At 60.9% G+C, this 15245-nt stretch carries 13 protein-coding genes; 10 read left to right on the top strand and 3 right to left on the bottom strand.

The features are described 5' to 3' along the window. The first annotated feature begins 31 nt into the window (after positions 1-31). From QMG56_RS07100 to QMG56_RS07085, 4 genes are all read left to right on the top strand, one after another. Positions 32-1480, top strand: a complete 1449-nt coding sequence (locus tag QMG56_RS07100; RefSeq protein ID WP_281821986.1) for a leucyl aminopeptidase — start codon at positions 32-34, stop codon at positions 1478-1480. Further along, positions 1480-1917: a DNA polymerase III subunit chi gene (locus QMG56_RS07095; RefSeq protein ID WP_281821879.1), complete on the top strand. Its 438-nt coding sequence runs from the start codon at positions 1480-1482 to the stop codon at positions 1915-1917. Before QMG56_RS07100 ends, QMG56_RS07095 begins: the two co-directional genes overlap by 1 nt. Positions 1918-1999: 82 nt before the next feature. Further along, positions 2000-2422: a nucleoside-diphosphate kinase gene (gene ndk / locus QMG56_RS07090; protein WP_230187168.1), complete on the top strand. Its 423-nt coding sequence runs from the start codon at positions 2000-2002 to the stop codon at positions 2420-2422. Position 2423: 1 nt separating this feature from the next. Beyond that, positions 2424-2960 carry a GNAT family N-acetyltransferase gene (locus QMG56_RS07085; protein WP_281821877.1) on the top strand — a complete coding sequence of 179 codons (537 nt, stop codon included), beginning with the start codon at positions 2424-2426 and terminating at the stop codon, positions 2958-2960. On the opposite strand, the gene purN is transcribed toward QMG56_RS07085, so the two are convergent. Together purN and purM are read right to left on the bottom strand one after the other, a co-directional pair. Beyond that, positions 2957-3910: a phosphoribosylglycinamide formyltransferase gene (purN, locus tag QMG56_RS07080; RefSeq protein WP_281821876.1), complete on the bottom strand. Its 954-nt coding sequence runs from the start codon at positions 3908-3910 to the stop codon at positions 2957-2959. The two genes, QMG56_RS07085 and purN, sit on opposite strands and share 4 nt — an antisense overlap. A gap of 55 nt (positions 3911-3965) precedes the next feature. Beyond that, positions 3966-5060, bottom strand: a complete 1095-nt coding sequence (gene purM / locus QMG56_RS07075) for a phosphoribosylformylglycinamidine cyclo-ligase (RefSeq protein WP_281821875.1) — start codon at positions 5058-5060, stop codon at positions 3966-3968. A 96-nt stretch (positions 5061-5156) separates the two neighbouring features. On the opposite strand from purM, the gene QMG56_RS07070 reads away from it, so the two are divergent. From QMG56_RS07070 to QMG56_RS07050, 5 genes are all read left to right on the top strand, one after another. Then, a complete protein-coding gene (locus QMG56_RS07070) occupies positions 5157-6383 on the top strand; it encodes a heavy-metal-associated domain-containing protein (RefSeq protein ID WP_230187172.1) in 1227 nt (408 codons plus the stop codon). Next, entirely contained in the window at positions 6380-7012 is a 633-nt protein-coding gene (locus QMG56_RS07065; protein ID WP_281821873.1) for a chromosomal replication initiator DnaA, read from the top strand. The genes QMG56_RS07070 and QMG56_RS07065 overlap by 4 nt, the downstream gene beginning before the upstream one ends. A gap of 53 nt (positions 7013-7065) precedes the next feature. Beyond that, positions 7066-9207, top strand: a complete 2142-nt coding sequence (locus QMG56_RS07060) for an RNA degradosome polyphosphate kinase (protein WP_230187270.1) — start codon at positions 7066-7068, stop codon at positions 9205-9207. Between the two features lie 3 nt (positions 9208-9210). After that, on the top strand, positions 9211-10731 hold the full coding sequence (locus tag QMG56_RS07055; protein WP_230187174.1) for a Ppx/GppA family phosphatase: 1521 nt from the start codon (positions 9211-9213) through the stop codon (positions 10729-10731). A 406-nt stretch (positions 10732-11137) separates the two neighbouring features. Beyond that, positions 11138-13657, top strand: a complete 2520-nt coding sequence (locus QMG56_RS07050; protein ID WP_281821872.1) for an esterase-like activity of phytase family protein — start codon at positions 11138-11140, stop codon at positions 13655-13657. Positions 13658-13846: 189 nt separating this feature from the next. On the opposite strand, the gene QMG56_RS07045 is transcribed toward QMG56_RS07050, so the two are convergent. Further along, a complete protein-coding gene (locus QMG56_RS07045; protein WP_281821871.1) occupies positions 13847-14473 on the bottom strand; it encodes a TetR family transcriptional regulator in 627 nt (208 codons plus the stop codon). A 91-nt stretch (positions 14474-14564) separates the two neighbouring features. Between QMG56_RS07045 and QMG56_RS07040 the strand changes: the two genes are divergently transcribed. After that, positions 14565-15230 (top strand): O-methyltransferase, encoded by a 666-nt coding sequence (locus QMG56_RS07040; RefSeq protein WP_281821869.1) that lies wholly within the window; start codon positions 14565-14567, stop codon positions 15228-15230. The last annotated feature ends 15 nt before the right edge of the window (positions 15231-15245 follow it).

The following is a 15245-nucleotide window of genomic DNA, read 5'->3' as shown; positions in this document are numbered from 1 at the left end:
CCCCTGTTTGCTCATGGAAAGAATGACCCTGATGGACATCACGATCAGCCCGTCCCGCCCCACAAATGCCGACACGCTGGTGTTTGCCGTTCCCAAGGACGGGCTTACCTCTGTAGGCGTTGCGGCATCGCGGACGCTGGTCGATGGCGCGCGTGCTGCACGGTTTTCAGGCGATGCGGGGGCAACCTTCGAGAGTTTCGTCGAAGAGGCGGGCCAGACTGTCCGGGTTGTCCTTCTTGGCACCGGCAATGGCAGCGATGCTGACATGGAGAAGGCGGGTGGCGCGTTGACGGCGCGACTGGCCACTTCGGGCGCGACGCATGCGGCAGTAGAATTCCCGATGGCCGCCAGCGCTGCCGCAGCATCACGTTTGGCTTTCGGTGCGCGCTTGCGCGGGTGGCGGATCGACACCTACCGCACGCGCCTTCCGGAAAAGGCCAAGCCTACTCTTACGGCGATCACCGTCGTGAACGGCGTTGGCGAAGCGGAATGGGCGGCACTGTCCGCAGTGGCCGATGGCGTGGCCTTCACGCGCGAGTTGGTGTCGGAACCGGCCAATATCCTTTATCCCGAAAGCTTCGTGGAACGATGCCAGCATCTGACCGAGCTGGGCATCGAGATCACGGTGCTGGACGAAGCGCAGATGACCGAACTGGGCATGGGTTCCCTGCTGGGCGTAGCGCAGGGGTCGGCGCGCAAGCCGCGCATCATCGCCATGCGCTGGGACGGGACGAACGGCGCACAAGCCAAGCCGGTTGCTTTCGTCGGCAAGGGCGTGACGTTCGACTCCGGCGGTATCTCGATCAAGCCTGGCCCCGGTATGGAAGACATGAAATGGGACATGGGCGGCGCTGGCGCTGTTGCGGGTGCGATGAAGGCTCTGGCGGGCCGCAAGGCGAAGGCGCACGTGGTCGGGATCTGCGGTCTTGTGGAGAATATGCCCGACGGTAACGCGCAGCGGCCCGGTGACATCGTCACATCCATGTCGGGGCAGACCATCGAAGTTCTGAATACGGACGCAGAAGGACGTTTGGTCCTTTGCGATGTGATCACTTGGACCCAGAAGCAGTTCGCGCCCGATGTCATCGTGGATCTCGCCACGTTGACGGGGGCAATGATGATCGCGCTGGGCGATCAGAACGGCGGGCTGTTTGCCAATGACGACGGTCTGGCCGACGATCTGATCGCGGCAGGCAAAGCCGCAGGCGAGACGCTCTGGCGCTTCCCGTTGTCCGATGCTTACAACAAGCTAATCGACAGCCCGATTGCCGACATGAAGAATATCGGACCGCGTTTTGCCGGGTCCATCACCGCGGCGCAGTTCATCAAGCGCTTTGTCGACGAAGGCGTGAAATGGGCGCATCTCGACATTGCCGGGATGGTGTGGGCGGACAAGCCCGGCCCGGTGTGCGACAAGGGCGCAACCGGCTATGGCGTGCGCCTGCTGGATCGTCTGGTGGCCGACAAGTTCGAGATGTAATGCAAGTTGACTTCTATCAGTTGAGCCGCGATCCGGTGGACAAAGTGCTTCCCGCGATCGCGGCGAAGGTGCTTGCCACCGGTGAACGACTGCTGGTGGTCGCGGCAGAGGCTGAGCGAAGGGAAGCAATCTCGCAAGGGCTTTGGAGAGCAGATCCGGCGAGCTTCCTAGCGCATGCTGAAGCCGGCGAAAGCAATGACGCGCTACAGCCAATCCTGCTTTCCGAGATCTGCGAACCAACCAACCAGGCGCGCTTTGTTGCGCTGGCTGATGGAACCTGGCGCGAGGAAGTTCTGGGCTTCGACCGTGCTTTTTACTTCTTCGATCATCTGACCATCGACGGTGCACGGCAAAGCTGGCGTGCGCTTCGTGGGCGGGAAGGCGTGGAAGCGCGTTTCTTCCGGCAGGAGGGCGGCAAATGGTTGCAGGATGCATGACGTTTAACAACCTTGCGACATTCGCATTGCGCCGCTAAAGCGCGCCCACCCAATCCCCATATATCTTCGGAGTTTTATCGCCATGGCCGCGACCCGCACTTTCTCGATCATCAAGCCGGACGCAACGCGCCGCAACCTGACCGGTGCCGTCACCAAGATGCTGGAAGACGCCGGTTTGCGCGTCGTCGCGTCAAAGCGCATCCAGATGACCAAGGAACAGGCTGAAGGCTTCTATGCCGTTCACAGCGAACGTCCTTTCTTCGCCGATCTGGTGTCCTTCATGATTTCCGGTCCTGTGGTAGTACAGGTTCTGGAAGGCGAAGACGCCGTGAAGCGCAACCGCGACATCATGGGCGCAACCAACCCTGCCAATGCCGATGCGGGCACGATCCGCAAGGAACTGGCCGAATCGATCGAAGCCAATTCCGTCCACGGTTCGGACAGCGAAGAAAATGCCGCGACCGAAATCGCGTATTTCTTCAAGCCGGAAGAAATCGTCGGCTGATTTGCGCGACGTAGTCGAAACTGCGCCCTGCATAAGGGCATGTGACGCCGCCGATGCCGCGATTCTTTCGCTCATCGGCGGCGCTACTTTTCTTGAGACATTCGGTGACAGCATCGATGCTGCGAATCTCCTTGCGCATGCGCAGGGGCCGCATGGCGTCGCTTATTATGAAAAGCTGCTCGGCGATCCTGATACGCGATGCTGGCTGGCGGAATTGCCCGGCACCCAGGCGCCAATCGGTTATCAGGTATTGACGACGCCTGACATCGACCTTGCGGTTGCGGGGGATGTCGAACTCAAGCGCATCTATATCTTCTCACGCTATCATGGCGGTGGTTTGGCCAAACAGATGGTCGGACGTGCTGTTGAAGCCGCGACAGCGATGGGAAAGCAGCGCATGTTGCTGGGTGTATATGGTGAAAACCACCGCGCCATCGCGTTCTACCGCAAGATGGGTTTCGACATGATTGGCGACCGGCGATTTACGGTTGGTGCCCAAACCTTTTACGACAAGGTGATGGCGCGGCCTTTGGCTTAGAATTGGTCGGCGATATCCAGCATTTTGGTCAAGCGCTTGGGCGCTGACAAGCGCCAGCTTTTGCGCAGCCATTCACCGATATGCTCCCAATCCATACTGCCGCTGCCCAGATCGATGCCGATCCAGCCGGATGGGCCAAGATAGGCGGGGCGATAATAGAGATCGGGATCGCGCTCGATCAGCATGGCCTGCTCTTCCACCCCGCTCGATTTGACGAGCAATCCGATAATGCCGTCATGATGATGGTCGTAGCTGAAGTATGCGAAGAACTTGCCGCCCTCTACGAAGAATCCCGGGCTGCCATGCGACGTTTTTTCGCCCGCTTCGGGTAGGGCAAGCGCCAGTTCCCGCACTTTGCCCAATAGCCATTCGGGATTGCGTTCGCGACTTACGAAGTCGGCCAGAACGCGGGCGTAAAGTTGATGCTCGGCAAAGACCACGCGATTTGCGAGGTTTTCTGCGGTTTCTTCCGGCAGAATGGCGATGCGCAACTGGCCGAGGACCGGGCCATCGTCCAATTCGGCGGTGACGAGATGGACGGAACAGCCGCCGTGGCTGTCCCCTGCAGCGATAGCGCGCGCATGCGTATCTAGCCCCTTGTATTTCGGCAGCAAGGAAGGGTGAATGTTGAGCATCCGACCTTCCCACTTCTGAACAAACTCGGTGGACAGGATACGCATGTAGCCTGCGAGCGCGACATAGTCGGCTCCGGACTCTTTGAGCTGTGCATCGATGATTGCGTCAAAGCTGGTGCGATCCAGCCCCTTGTGACTATGTCCGAAGGTCGGGACGCCTTCCGCAGCGGCCAGCGCAAGGCCAGGGGCGTCCGGATCGTTTGATGCCACGAGGACGACTTCGTACGGACAGTCCGGCAATTTGGCGGCATAGAGCAGCGCCATCATGTTCGATCCGCGACCGGAAATCAGAATGGCGACTTTGGCTTTGGTCATCCGGGAAACGCCTCTCATGGCTTCATCCACATCCGGCATGCGGGCGGGATGGTCATCATCCCTTATGCGTTGCGACCCATGCCGTTTTGGCGCTCCATGTTTCTACAGAACCCCGAACAGTGCAGCCCTTGTCGCCTGCTTCGACTTGCCCGATGCGGTACACGGTTTCGCCCGCTTCGGTCAGCGCTGCGGTCACCCCGGCAACTTCCGATTCGTCCACAGCCAGCACCATACCGATGCCGCAGTTGAACGTGCGCGCCATTTCTTCCGGCTCGATATGGCCCTGTGCCTGCAGATAGGCCATCAACCGCGGCTGTTCCCACGCATCGGCATCGACAACGGCATGGCTGCCTTCGGGCAGGACGCGGGGGATGTTCTCCAGAAGGCCGCCGCCGGTAATATGGGCAAGCGCATGGATTTTTCCGCTGCGCACCAAAGGCAGCAAGGATTTGACGTAGATGCGGGTCGGCGCCATCAGTGCGTCGATCAACAGCACTTCATTGTCGAACAGCGACGGACGATCCAGCTTCCACCCCTTGTCAGCGGCGAGGCGGCGGACGAGGGAGAAACCGTTGGAATGAACGCCGGACGACGCCAGGCCTAGCAGGACGTTGCCGGGAGCGACGCGCGATCCGGTAAGCGCCTGCGACCGTTCCACTGCGCCAACGCAGAACCCTGCCAGATCATAATCGCCCGGTGCATACATGCCGGGCATTTCAGCCGTTTCGCCGCCGATCAGCGCGCAGCCCGCGATCCGGCAGCCTTCCGCGATGCCCGCAATGACGCGCTCGGCAACTCCACTTTCCAGTTTGCCGGTAGCGTAATAATCCAGAAAGAACAGCGGCTCGGCGCCTTGCACAATCAGATCGTTGGCGCACATGGCGACGAGATCGATGCCCACGCCGTCGTGGCGATTATGATCGATGGCGAGTTTCAGCTTCGTGCCGACCCCATCATTGGCCGCGACAAGCAGCGGATCGGTATAGCCCGCTGCCTTGAGATCGAAAAAACCGCCAAAGCCCCCAAGCTCTGCGTCGGCACCGGGGCGGCGTGTTGCCTTGGCCAGCGGCGCGATTGCGCGGACAAGGGCATTGCCAGCGGCAATATCGACGCCCGCCTGGGCATAGCTATAGGATGTGTCGTCGCTCATGTGGACAAGCGCCTAGTCATTTGGGCGATTTTATCAAGGGACTTGGCTCTTGGCTTCGTCGGCAAATGCCGTCAAAAGGGCGCCGTGACCCTGACCATGCCCCAAATTCGCCCATTGCATATCGTAATCCTGCTGCTGCTTGGGCTCGCCGCAGCGATATTGGTCGCGCAAATCGAAGGCGAGAGAGGCGTTCCGCCCATCGCCAGCGGCGGCGATTTCGAAGTGAGTGGCGTGAAGGTCGACGTTGCTGCCGCCAATGCCGAAGCGGCACGCTATGCCGGCTGGCGGCAGGCGCAGCGGTTGGCGTGGAAGATGCTGTGGAACCGCACCAATGGCGGGACAACGGCACCGGGGCTTTCCGATTCTCAGCTTGAAGCCATCGTGTCGGGTATCGAGATACAGTCAGAACAGGCTGGCCCGACCCGCTATGTCGCGACGCTGGGCGTGCTGTTCGACCGTGCGCGGACCGGGCAGATACTGGGCGTGCAGAGCCGCTCCATGCGTTCCCCGCCGTTGTTGGTGATTCCCATCCTTTGGGAAGGTGGCACGGCGACCTCCTATGAGACGATTAACGAATGGCAGAAGGGCTGGGCACGTTTTCGCACGGGCGACAGTGCCATCGATTATGTGCGCGTTGCGGGCAATGCCGCCGATCCGTTGCTGCTGAACGCTGCGCAGGCCGGACGTCGCAGCCGTAACTGGTGGCGTGTATTGCTGGATCAATATGGCGCGGCGGATGTCGTCGTGCCCATTGCGCGGCTGGAACGGGCGTGGCCGGGCGGGCCAGTCACCGGGCGGTTTACTGCGCGCTACGGGCCGGACAATGCGCTGATCGGCGGCTTTTCTCTGCGCGCCTCGAACGAAGCGGCGGTCCCGCAGATGATCGATCAGGCCATCCAGCGGATCGATGGCCTTTATACGCAAGCGTTGCTGGAAGGCACGTTGCGACCCGATCCGTCGCTGATCATTGAGGAGCCGGTAGACGAGGACGCTCTGGCCATCGAGAATGCCAGCGATGCGCCGGTGGATGTGATCGACGTTCCGGCGACGACTGCAACGACCGCGAGTTTCTCGATCCAGTACGACACGCCGAGTGCCACTTCCGTAAGTCAGAGCGAGACCGCACTGCGCGGTATCCCCGGCGTCCGTTCGGCAGCGACCACCAGCCTTGCGCTTGGCGGGACGTCCGTCATGGCGGTGACATATGATGGCACGGCAGACGCCCTTCGCGCGGCGCTTCAGTCGCGTGGATACACGGTGTCCGCGTCGGGCAATACGTTGCGGATCAGCCGTCGGGGAGCGGCCCCGGCTACGGGGCAATGAGCCAGATCAGCCTGCCTTTCGATTGGAGTGACCAGAACGCTTCGGCGGATGATGGCTTTATCGTGAGCGACGCAAACGCGCGTGCGGTGCGTCATCTGGAGGGATGGCACGACTGGCCTGTGCAGGTGAGTGTGCTTTCCGGCCCGCCCCGATCCGGTCGATCGACGCTGGGACGGCAGTTTGTGCGGCTGTCCGGCGGCAATGTGATCGATGACGCGGAAAGGGCAGGGGACGAGATTTTATTCCACGCCTGGAACCGGGCGCAACTGGATCGACGGCCCTTGCTGATGATTGCCGATGCTGCTCCGCAGCGATGGACGGTGGCTTTGCCGGACTTGCGCTCTCGTCTGGCCGCCGTGCCGCATGTACGGATCGAGGAGCCCGACGATGCCCTTGTCCGTGCGTTGATCGAGCGTGGGCTTGCGCGTGGTGCCGCCTTGTGGTCGCCGGATCTGCCCGACTGGCTGCATCGTCGGATCGAGCGCAGCTATGCTGCCATTACCGAAGTGATCGCGTGCCTTCATGCTGCGTCCCTTTCACACGGACGAAAGATTTCCGTGCCATTCGCTAAAGAGACCCTGCAAAGCGCAGGTTTTCTGCCTATAGTCTGGTCCGACCCGGAACCATAGTTGCGGAGAGCCTCGTGAAACCAGATATCGCAGTGACCCAAAAGGAAGCCTCCTTGGCCGAAGTCGATCCGTCCGCAACTTTGGCCGCAGCGCCAGAGAGATACTTTAACCGTGAATTGAGCTGGCTCAGCTTCAACCAGCGAGTCCTGGAAGAGGCCATGAACCCCGCGCATCCTCTGCTGGAGCGGTTGCGGTTCCTGTCGATTTCGGGTGCGAATCTGGATGAGTTCTTCTCCGTTCGCGTTGCCGGCTTGAAGGGGCAGCAGCTGCAGGATGTCGATCTGCGCTCTGCGGACGGCCTGACACCCGCGCAGCAACTGACGGCAATCGCGCAGGAGACAGATCGCCTGATGACCGCGCAGCAGCGCGTCTGGCATATACTGCATGAAGAATTGTCGGCTGTCGGGATCGAAGTCGCGGCAAGCGATGTCAGCTTGGGCGAAAAGGCCGATAGCTGGCTGTCCAACCATTTCCTCACGCAAATTTTCCCGATTCTGACCCCGCAGGCGCTGGACCCTGCGCATCCCTTTCCGTTCATCCCCAATCAGGGTTTGTCGATCGTTTTCGATCTGGTGCGCCTTTCGGACAAACAGCCGATCCGCGAACTGGTGATGATACCGGCGACGCTCGCGCGGTTTGTGCGCGTGCCTGGCGAACCGGCGCGGTACATGGCGCTGGAGGCGGTGATTCGCCGCTTCTGCGACAAGTTGTTCCCCGGCTATCGCGTAAAGCATAGCGGCGTGTTTCGCATCATCCGCGACAGCGACATCGAGATCGAGGAAGAAGCCGAAGACCTCGTCCGCTATTTCCGTAGCGCCATCAAAAGGCGTCGTCGCGGTCGCGTGATACGGCTGGAAGTCGAGGCAGGCATTCCTGCAGCGGTCGAGGACATGCTGCAGGATATGTTGCAGGGGCACGAATCGATCATCGCGGAGATCGATGGGTTCGTGGGAATCGGGGATCTGTCCGGGATTGTGGACGAGGATCGCCCCGATCTGAAGTTCGAACCTTATGCGCCGCGCTTCCCGGAGCGAATCCGCGAATATGGCGGGGATTGCTTTGCCGCGATTCGGGCCAAGGACATCGTCATCCACCACCCCTATGAGAGTTTCGACGTGGTGGTCGCGTTCCTGAAACAAGCAGCGGACGATCCCGATGTCGTGGCGATCAAGCAGACACTGTATCGCGCGGGCAAGCAATCCGCTGTCATCCGTGCGCTGATCGACGCTGCAGAAGCGGGGAAGTCCGTCACGGCCGTCGTCGAATTGAAGGCGCGATTCGATGAGGAGCAGAACCTGCTGTGGGCCAGCGCGCTGGAGCGGGCTGGGGTGCAGGTCGTCTACGGCTTCATCGATTGGAAGACGCATGCCAAAATTTCGATGGTCGTGCGGCGCGAAGGCGAGCAGTTTCGTACCTACTGCCATTTTGGCACGGGCAATTATCATCCGGTAACTGCGCGGATTTATACCGACCTCAGCTTCTTCACCGCCGACCCGCGGGTCGGACGCGATGCGGCGTCGCTGTTCAATTACATCACCGGCTATGTCGAGCCGCAGCATCTGGAGCGTCTCATCATGTCGCCGCGCGATCTGCGCGGAAAGTTGTGCGATCTGATCGACGCGGAAATCGTGCATGTACGCGAAGGGCGTCCGGGTACGATATGGGCGAAGATGAACTCTCTCGTCGATCCTGCGATTATTGAGAAGCTCTACGCCGCCAGCAATGCAGGCGTGCAGGTCGAACTCGTCGTGCGCGGCATATGTTGCCTACGCCCCGGTGTGCCCGGACTGTCGGAGAATATTCGCGTGAAGTCCGTAGTGGGGCGCTTTCTCGAGCATAGCCGCATCACGGTGTTCGGTAACGGCAAACCGCTACCCAATAACGGCGCACGGGTATTCATCAGCTCGGCGGACTGGATGCCGCGCAATTTTGATCGGCGTGTCGAGTATATGCTGCCGTTGGAGAATGAGACGGTGCACGATCAGATTCTCGATCAGGTGATGGTCGCGAACCTGATCGACAATGAACAAAGCTGGGAACTGGATAGCGATGGACGCTATCACAGGCTGGAGCCGGGCGAACGTCCATTCAACCTGCATCGCTATTTCATGACCAATCCCTCGCTGTCCGGGCGCGGTGCTGCCATGCAGAGCAGCGATGCGGTTCCAACCCTCAGCTTGCGTCGGCGTAGCTGATCCATGGCATCGATGCTTAACCTGATCCGTGCGGCCGCGACGCGCGGAGATACGGCCACGTCGATCGAAACGCGGTCGGCGATTATCGACATCGGATCGAACAGCGTGCGCCTTGTGGTGTACGATGGCCCGCGGCGCATTCCGTTTATCCTGTTCAATGAGAAGGTGATGGCGGGTCTCGGTGCCTCGCTGGGCAAGACCGGCATGATCGAGCCGGGTGCCATGAAGCGCAGTCTGGCTGCGCTGGCCCGGTACCGGCATCTGTGCGAGGAGATGGGCGTTGCGTCTTTGCGCTGCGTTGCAACCGCGGCGGTGCGTGATGCGGACAATGGCGGGGAACTGATCCGTCGGGCTTCTGCGTTGGGCCTGAAGGTCGAACTGCTGAGCGGTGCGCAGGAAGGTGCGGCTTCCGGCTATGGCGTGTTGTCGGCCATCCCTGGCGCCAATGGTATCGTCGGCGATCTGGGCGGCGGAAGTCTGGAGCTGGTTCGCATTCGCGATGGCGAAGTGCATGAGATTACCTCGCTGCCGCTGGGTGTGCTGCGCTTGCCAGAAGTGCGGGCCAAGGGGCAGGGCGCGCTGGATCGTTACGTTAAAAAGCTGCTGAAGAAATCTGGGTGGGACAAGATCGAGCCGGGTCTACCCTTCTACCTCGTGGGCGGATCGTGGCGGTCGCTGGCGCGGCTGGACATGCACCTCAACCAATTCGCGCTGCCGGTGATCCACCATTATGAGATGCCCGCGGATCGGGCAGCGCGTCTGGTGCGCGTGGTGAGCCATATGCAGCGCGAGACGCTGAAGGACATACCGGGACTGACCGGGACGCGCATTCCCACTTTGCCGGGAGCAGCGGCGTTGCTGTCCGTGATGGTGCGGCAGTTAAAGAGCAGCACGTTGGTAGTGTCGGCCTATGGGCTGCGCGAAGGCCTGCTTTTCGAGAAACTGCCCAAGGCTGTGCGTGACGAAGACCCGCTGCTGGTCGCGGTTGAAGCCGAGGGCGAAGCGCAGGGGCGGTTTACGGGGCATGGCGACCTGATCGAAAATTGGATCGCACCATTGTTTCTGGAGGATGGCGCGAAGTGGCGGCGAATACGGCGCGCGGCGTGCCTGCTGGCCGATGTCGGATGGCGCGCAAACCCCGATTTCCGGTCGCAGCGGGGCGTGGAAATCGCGCTGCATGGCAACTGGGTCGGTATCGATGTCGAAGGTCGGGCAATGCTGGCGCAGGCGCTCCACAGCAATTTCGGCGGCGGGACGCAGGTGCCGGAAGAACTGACGCGGCTGGCGGCGCCGGACGCGCTACGGCGGGCGGCGTTGTGGGGCATGGCTATCAGGCTGGGTCAGCGGCTTTCGGGTGGGGTCGAAGGGCCGCTACTGGGCGGTCGGCTGGACGCGGATAGCGAAACGCTGACCCTGGTTCTGCCTGCGCGACACGCGGACCTGTACGGCGAAGCGGTGGAACGGCGGCTGAAGAATTTGTCGCAGGCTTTGGGATTGAAATACAAGATGGCGGCGGAGGGATAAATCGCCCTTTGGGGGGGCCTATCAAACCCAGCGGTCGGCCTCGATCTTGACGAGCACCGTGTCGGACGACTGATACGGATCAACGCGATCAGGCCAGTCCACAGGTCCACAATGCCCTGCAGTGCTGGTCCAACCCCATGTTGAGCGCTTCGAGGTTCGCGGCCTGAGGAAGAGGACGCCACATTGGATGGCGCGCGTCTTAAGCCTCTTCTCGACCTGTCCTTATCGATTAGACCACGTTCACAAGTTGATTTATAAATTCGCCTAGGCCGTTGATTTCGCCTGCTATGATTTTCATGCCTGTTCGAAGGCAGAGCGTCATCATCGAACTTTCATCATACTGCCCTGAAACCGTAACATCCGTCACTTAGCGGCACGTCCATCACGTTTCGTGGTGGGGGGTATCATGAAGATTTGGGGCTTTTATTCGACCGTATGTGGTGCGGCGGTAGCGACCGGTATGCTGTTTACAGCGAGCCAAGCTTTTGCGCAGTCTGCGCAAATCCGAACGGCCAACGTCACGAATGTGGAAGGCGCAAGCAGCGTCACGCTCGGTGGGAAGACATTCACCAACAAGGGGCTGACCGGTGCCGGTCGGCTGGACGCGAATGCGCTCGACTTCCGCAATGAAACCCTTGGCAGCTTTTCGGGCATGGCCATGAACCTGTCGACCTGGCGCCGTAATCCAAACGGGAGCTATACGAGCAGTATCGCAACCTTGCCCGACCGCGGCCCGTTCGATGGCGCGATCGATTATCGCAATCGCGTTCACACCCATGATATTGCCTTTACGCCGCTGAACGGCACCGCGATCCTGCCGCAATTGCCTTCGTCGCAAAGCCAATTGACGATCACCCCGACCGGCGGCTTCACCTTAAAGGACACGGACGGGATCGAGATGACCGGCCGCGATCCCGGTGCGAAAACCGTTACCCGGGCGGGCATCGTCTATCCCAGCGCGACAGATGGCACGGCTGCCGGCCACATCAGCCTCGACGCAGAGGCCATTGCTTTCCGGCCGGACGGGACTTTCTACGTTTCCGATGAATATGCAGCGGGGCTCTATTATTTCGACGCGACCGGGAAGCAGATCGGCGCCATTCAAACCGTACCTGCGCTGTTGCCGCGCACTAACGGGGCGATCAACTTCAACAGCACCACGCCTGGCCAGACCGGCCGCCGCAATAACCAAGGCCTGGAGGCGATGGCGATCACGCCCGACAACAAGAAGTTGGTGACCATCCTGCAGTCGGCGACGGTGCAGGATACCAATGGAGCAAATCAGCAGACACGCAGCAATACGCGCATTCTGGTTTACGATATCAGCGCAAACGCCATCCCGACGAACCCGGTCGGACATTATGTGCTGCAATTGCCGGTTCTGAACAACAACGGGTCGGGCGGCGCACCCGATCGTACGGCTGCTCAATCGGAAATGCTGGCGCTGAATGACAACCAGTTTCTTGTGCTTGCCCGCGACAGTCTGGGCCGCGGTGTCGCCGCCAACGCAAGCACGAGCACCACGCCGCTGTTCAAGAGCGTCCTCCTGGTCGATACGACCGGGGCGACCAACCTCGCCGGAACGCCATATGAAACCGGCACCACCCCGATCGCCAGTAACGGCGTTCTGATCCCCGCCATCGTGCCGGTTCAGCAAGTCGAACTGGTCAACATGTTGAACCCGACGCAGCTTGCGCGCGTCGGCATGAATATAACACGGCTCCCCCGGACCAATTCGACCACGATCGGCGAAAAGTGGGAAGCGATGGCGCTGGCACCCGTGCTGGAAGAAAATGCGCCGCAGGACTTCTTTCTGTTCGTTGGCAATGACAATGACTTCCAGGGGACCAACATCCGCTTCAACGGCGTGTCCTCCGCCTCCGGCGCGCTGGATGGCACGGGGAACAATGACAGCATCCTGCTGGTCTATCGGCTGACGCTGCCTACCTATGTAGATCCGCAGGCGCTTGCAGCGATGAACGCGATGGCGCCGGACGTCCTCTATGGCACGCGCATGGCGATGAACGGCCTGGGCATGACCGCGACGCAGCCAGCAATGCGCTTTCTCAATGCACAGCGCAGCGTAGGGGCGCCGGAGGGGGTCCGCCCCCGGGCGCAGCTCTGGATGGACGGGGACTGGAGCAAGATCGGTGCTGGTGCCAGCCCGCTGACGGGACTCGACGTCGATACCATGGGGACTACGCTGGGTTTAGATGTGCCGCTGGGCACTGGCGTCCGTGTTGGCGTCATGGGCGGCTACCGCAAAATGGACGGCAAACTGGCCTATGGCGCACCACTGGACGCGGATGCATGGACGGTCGGCGCTTATGCTGGCGCATCCTTGCCGATGGGCATCTATGCGCAAATCTCGGCGGCGTGGCTCGGCGACGTGAAGTTCAGGGAGATCGGGCGTGCCTCGGCCTACGGTCAAACGGCAACTGGCAAGACCAAGGGTGAAGGCTGGGCCGTGAGCGGAGAAATCGGTTGGCGTTTTCCCGTGGGCCGCGTCGGCGTCACGCCATTTGCCGCTGTGGATTACACCGACCTCGACCTGGACGGCTACACCGAAAGCGGCGCGTCGGTTTCCAACATCGTTTACGCCGATCGCAGCTTCAAGAAAGCTACGATCAGCATGGGCGGCGAACTGAGCGTCGATATCGGTGCGATCCACCCGGCGATCCGCGGCGGCTATAGCTTCGAACAGGAAAGTGGCGACAAAAGCGCAGCGGTGCGCCTTGCCAGTGCGGAGCACAGCATGGGTTCGGCATTGCTCTCTTTGGGCGATACCGAGCGCGATACGGCCTTCGCCGAACTACGCATTGCGATGGGCGACGGCCCGGTTTCGGGTTACGTGTCTGGCCGTGGCCGTTGGGGCCGCGGCAACGATGACGCTCGCGTTACCATCGGCGTAGGGTTTGCGCTGTAATACGCGCTGTCGGGCCAGCATAGTCGGTGGCTGCGATAGCGCTGTCACCATTCTTCCTGCGTGCCCATGCGATTTTTGCGGGGCATGGGCGCAATTTTGAGGGGGCGTGGCGACAGCGGGCGGCTGTCGCTTCGCCCGTGCCGCCATCGGGCGCGGCGCAGGGGTGAGCCGCATACCGTGTGCGACTTATCAGCACAATACCGTCAGATAGGCGCTGAACATATCCGCCATTGCATCCGAATAGGCTTCGATTTCGGCGTCGGCGCGCGGCGTTTCGGAAAAGTGCTTTCCCACCTGGCTCAATGTCGTCTTCAAAAGATCGGCGACCAGCGCCCGTTGAGCATCTGATCTGTGTGGCAATACTTCCTCCATAAACTGCGAAATTGCCGCGTGGGCGGACGTTTTTGCCGCTATCGCTTCTGGCGCGTCGCGATAGAGAGGGGCCGCATCGTTCAGCGCGCCGCGTACCGCTGCCTCTTCACACTCTGACCGCAAGAAAGCGTGCGTCAGAATGCGCAGCCTTTCCAGTGGCGGCCTTTGCTTGTCTTCGAGAATGGCCCGCAGCAGGTTGCTAGTCTGACGCCATTCGTCGCTTTGCAGGCGGAAGAGGATAGCCGCCTTGTTCGGGAAATATTGATAGAGCGAACCCACGCTCACCCCGGCTCGCTCCGCGACCCGAGCCATCGTAAATCGCTGTGCGCCTTCCTTCATCAAAACCTGAACAGCCGCTTCGAGAACCGCAGTGACCAGCCCTGAAGAGCGCGCCTGCTTGGGCTGTTTGCGTGAGGAAATCAGGGGTTTTCGGGCTTCTGTCATGCTTGCTCCGGCCAATGCGAATAGCAAATATGACGAACTATTCGTATTTCTGGAGCCGCGCAAGAACGCCGCACCTTAAATGGAGTTGTCTATGTCCACCCTGACCGAAATCCCCGTCGTCCCCCTCCTCGACCGGCTTTTCGAAGAAGCCGATGCGACCAGTCCCCAGACCAGTCTCGCGTTCGCGAATGTCTCTGCGGAGGAAAGCGCGCGGCTAATGCAGAGCCGCACCGAATATCGAGCCTTTTATGGCGCGCTTAAGGACTTCGCGCTTCCCGTGTCGCGGGAAACAGGGAGGCTCCTCTACATGCTCGCCCGCATTGTAGGTGTCAGCTCAATCGTCGAGTTCGGGACATCGTTCGGCAACTCCACCATCCATCTTGCGGCAGCCCTGCGTGACAATGGTGGCGGGCGGCTCATCACGAGCGAATTCGAACCCGAAAAGCTGGCACGCGCCAGGGACAATCTCATCGCCGCCGGGCTGGACGACCTCGTCGAGTTTCGAGAGGGCGATGCGCTGGTGACCCTTGCTACCGATCTGCCCGAGACCATAGACCTACTTCTGCTTGACGGGGCGAAAGCGCTATATTCCGACATACTCGACCGAGTGGAGGTCCGGCTGCGCCCCGGCGCCCTGATCGTGGCCGATAATGCCGATCACTGCCCTGCCTATCTGGAGCGCGTGAGAGCGCCCCAGAGCGGATATATGTCCATTCCGTTTGGCGACGAAGTCGAATTGACGATCCGTCTGACCTGAAACGAGGCAAGGGGT

The organism is Sphingobium sp. BS19, assembly GCF_027925545.1.
Classification (GTDB): domain Bacteria; phylum Pseudomonadota; class Alphaproteobacteria; order Sphingomonadales; family Sphingomonadaceae; genus Sphingobium.
The sequence above is the reverse complement of the archived record's forward strand: the minus strand, read 5'-3'. Positions and strand labels throughout refer to the sequence as shown.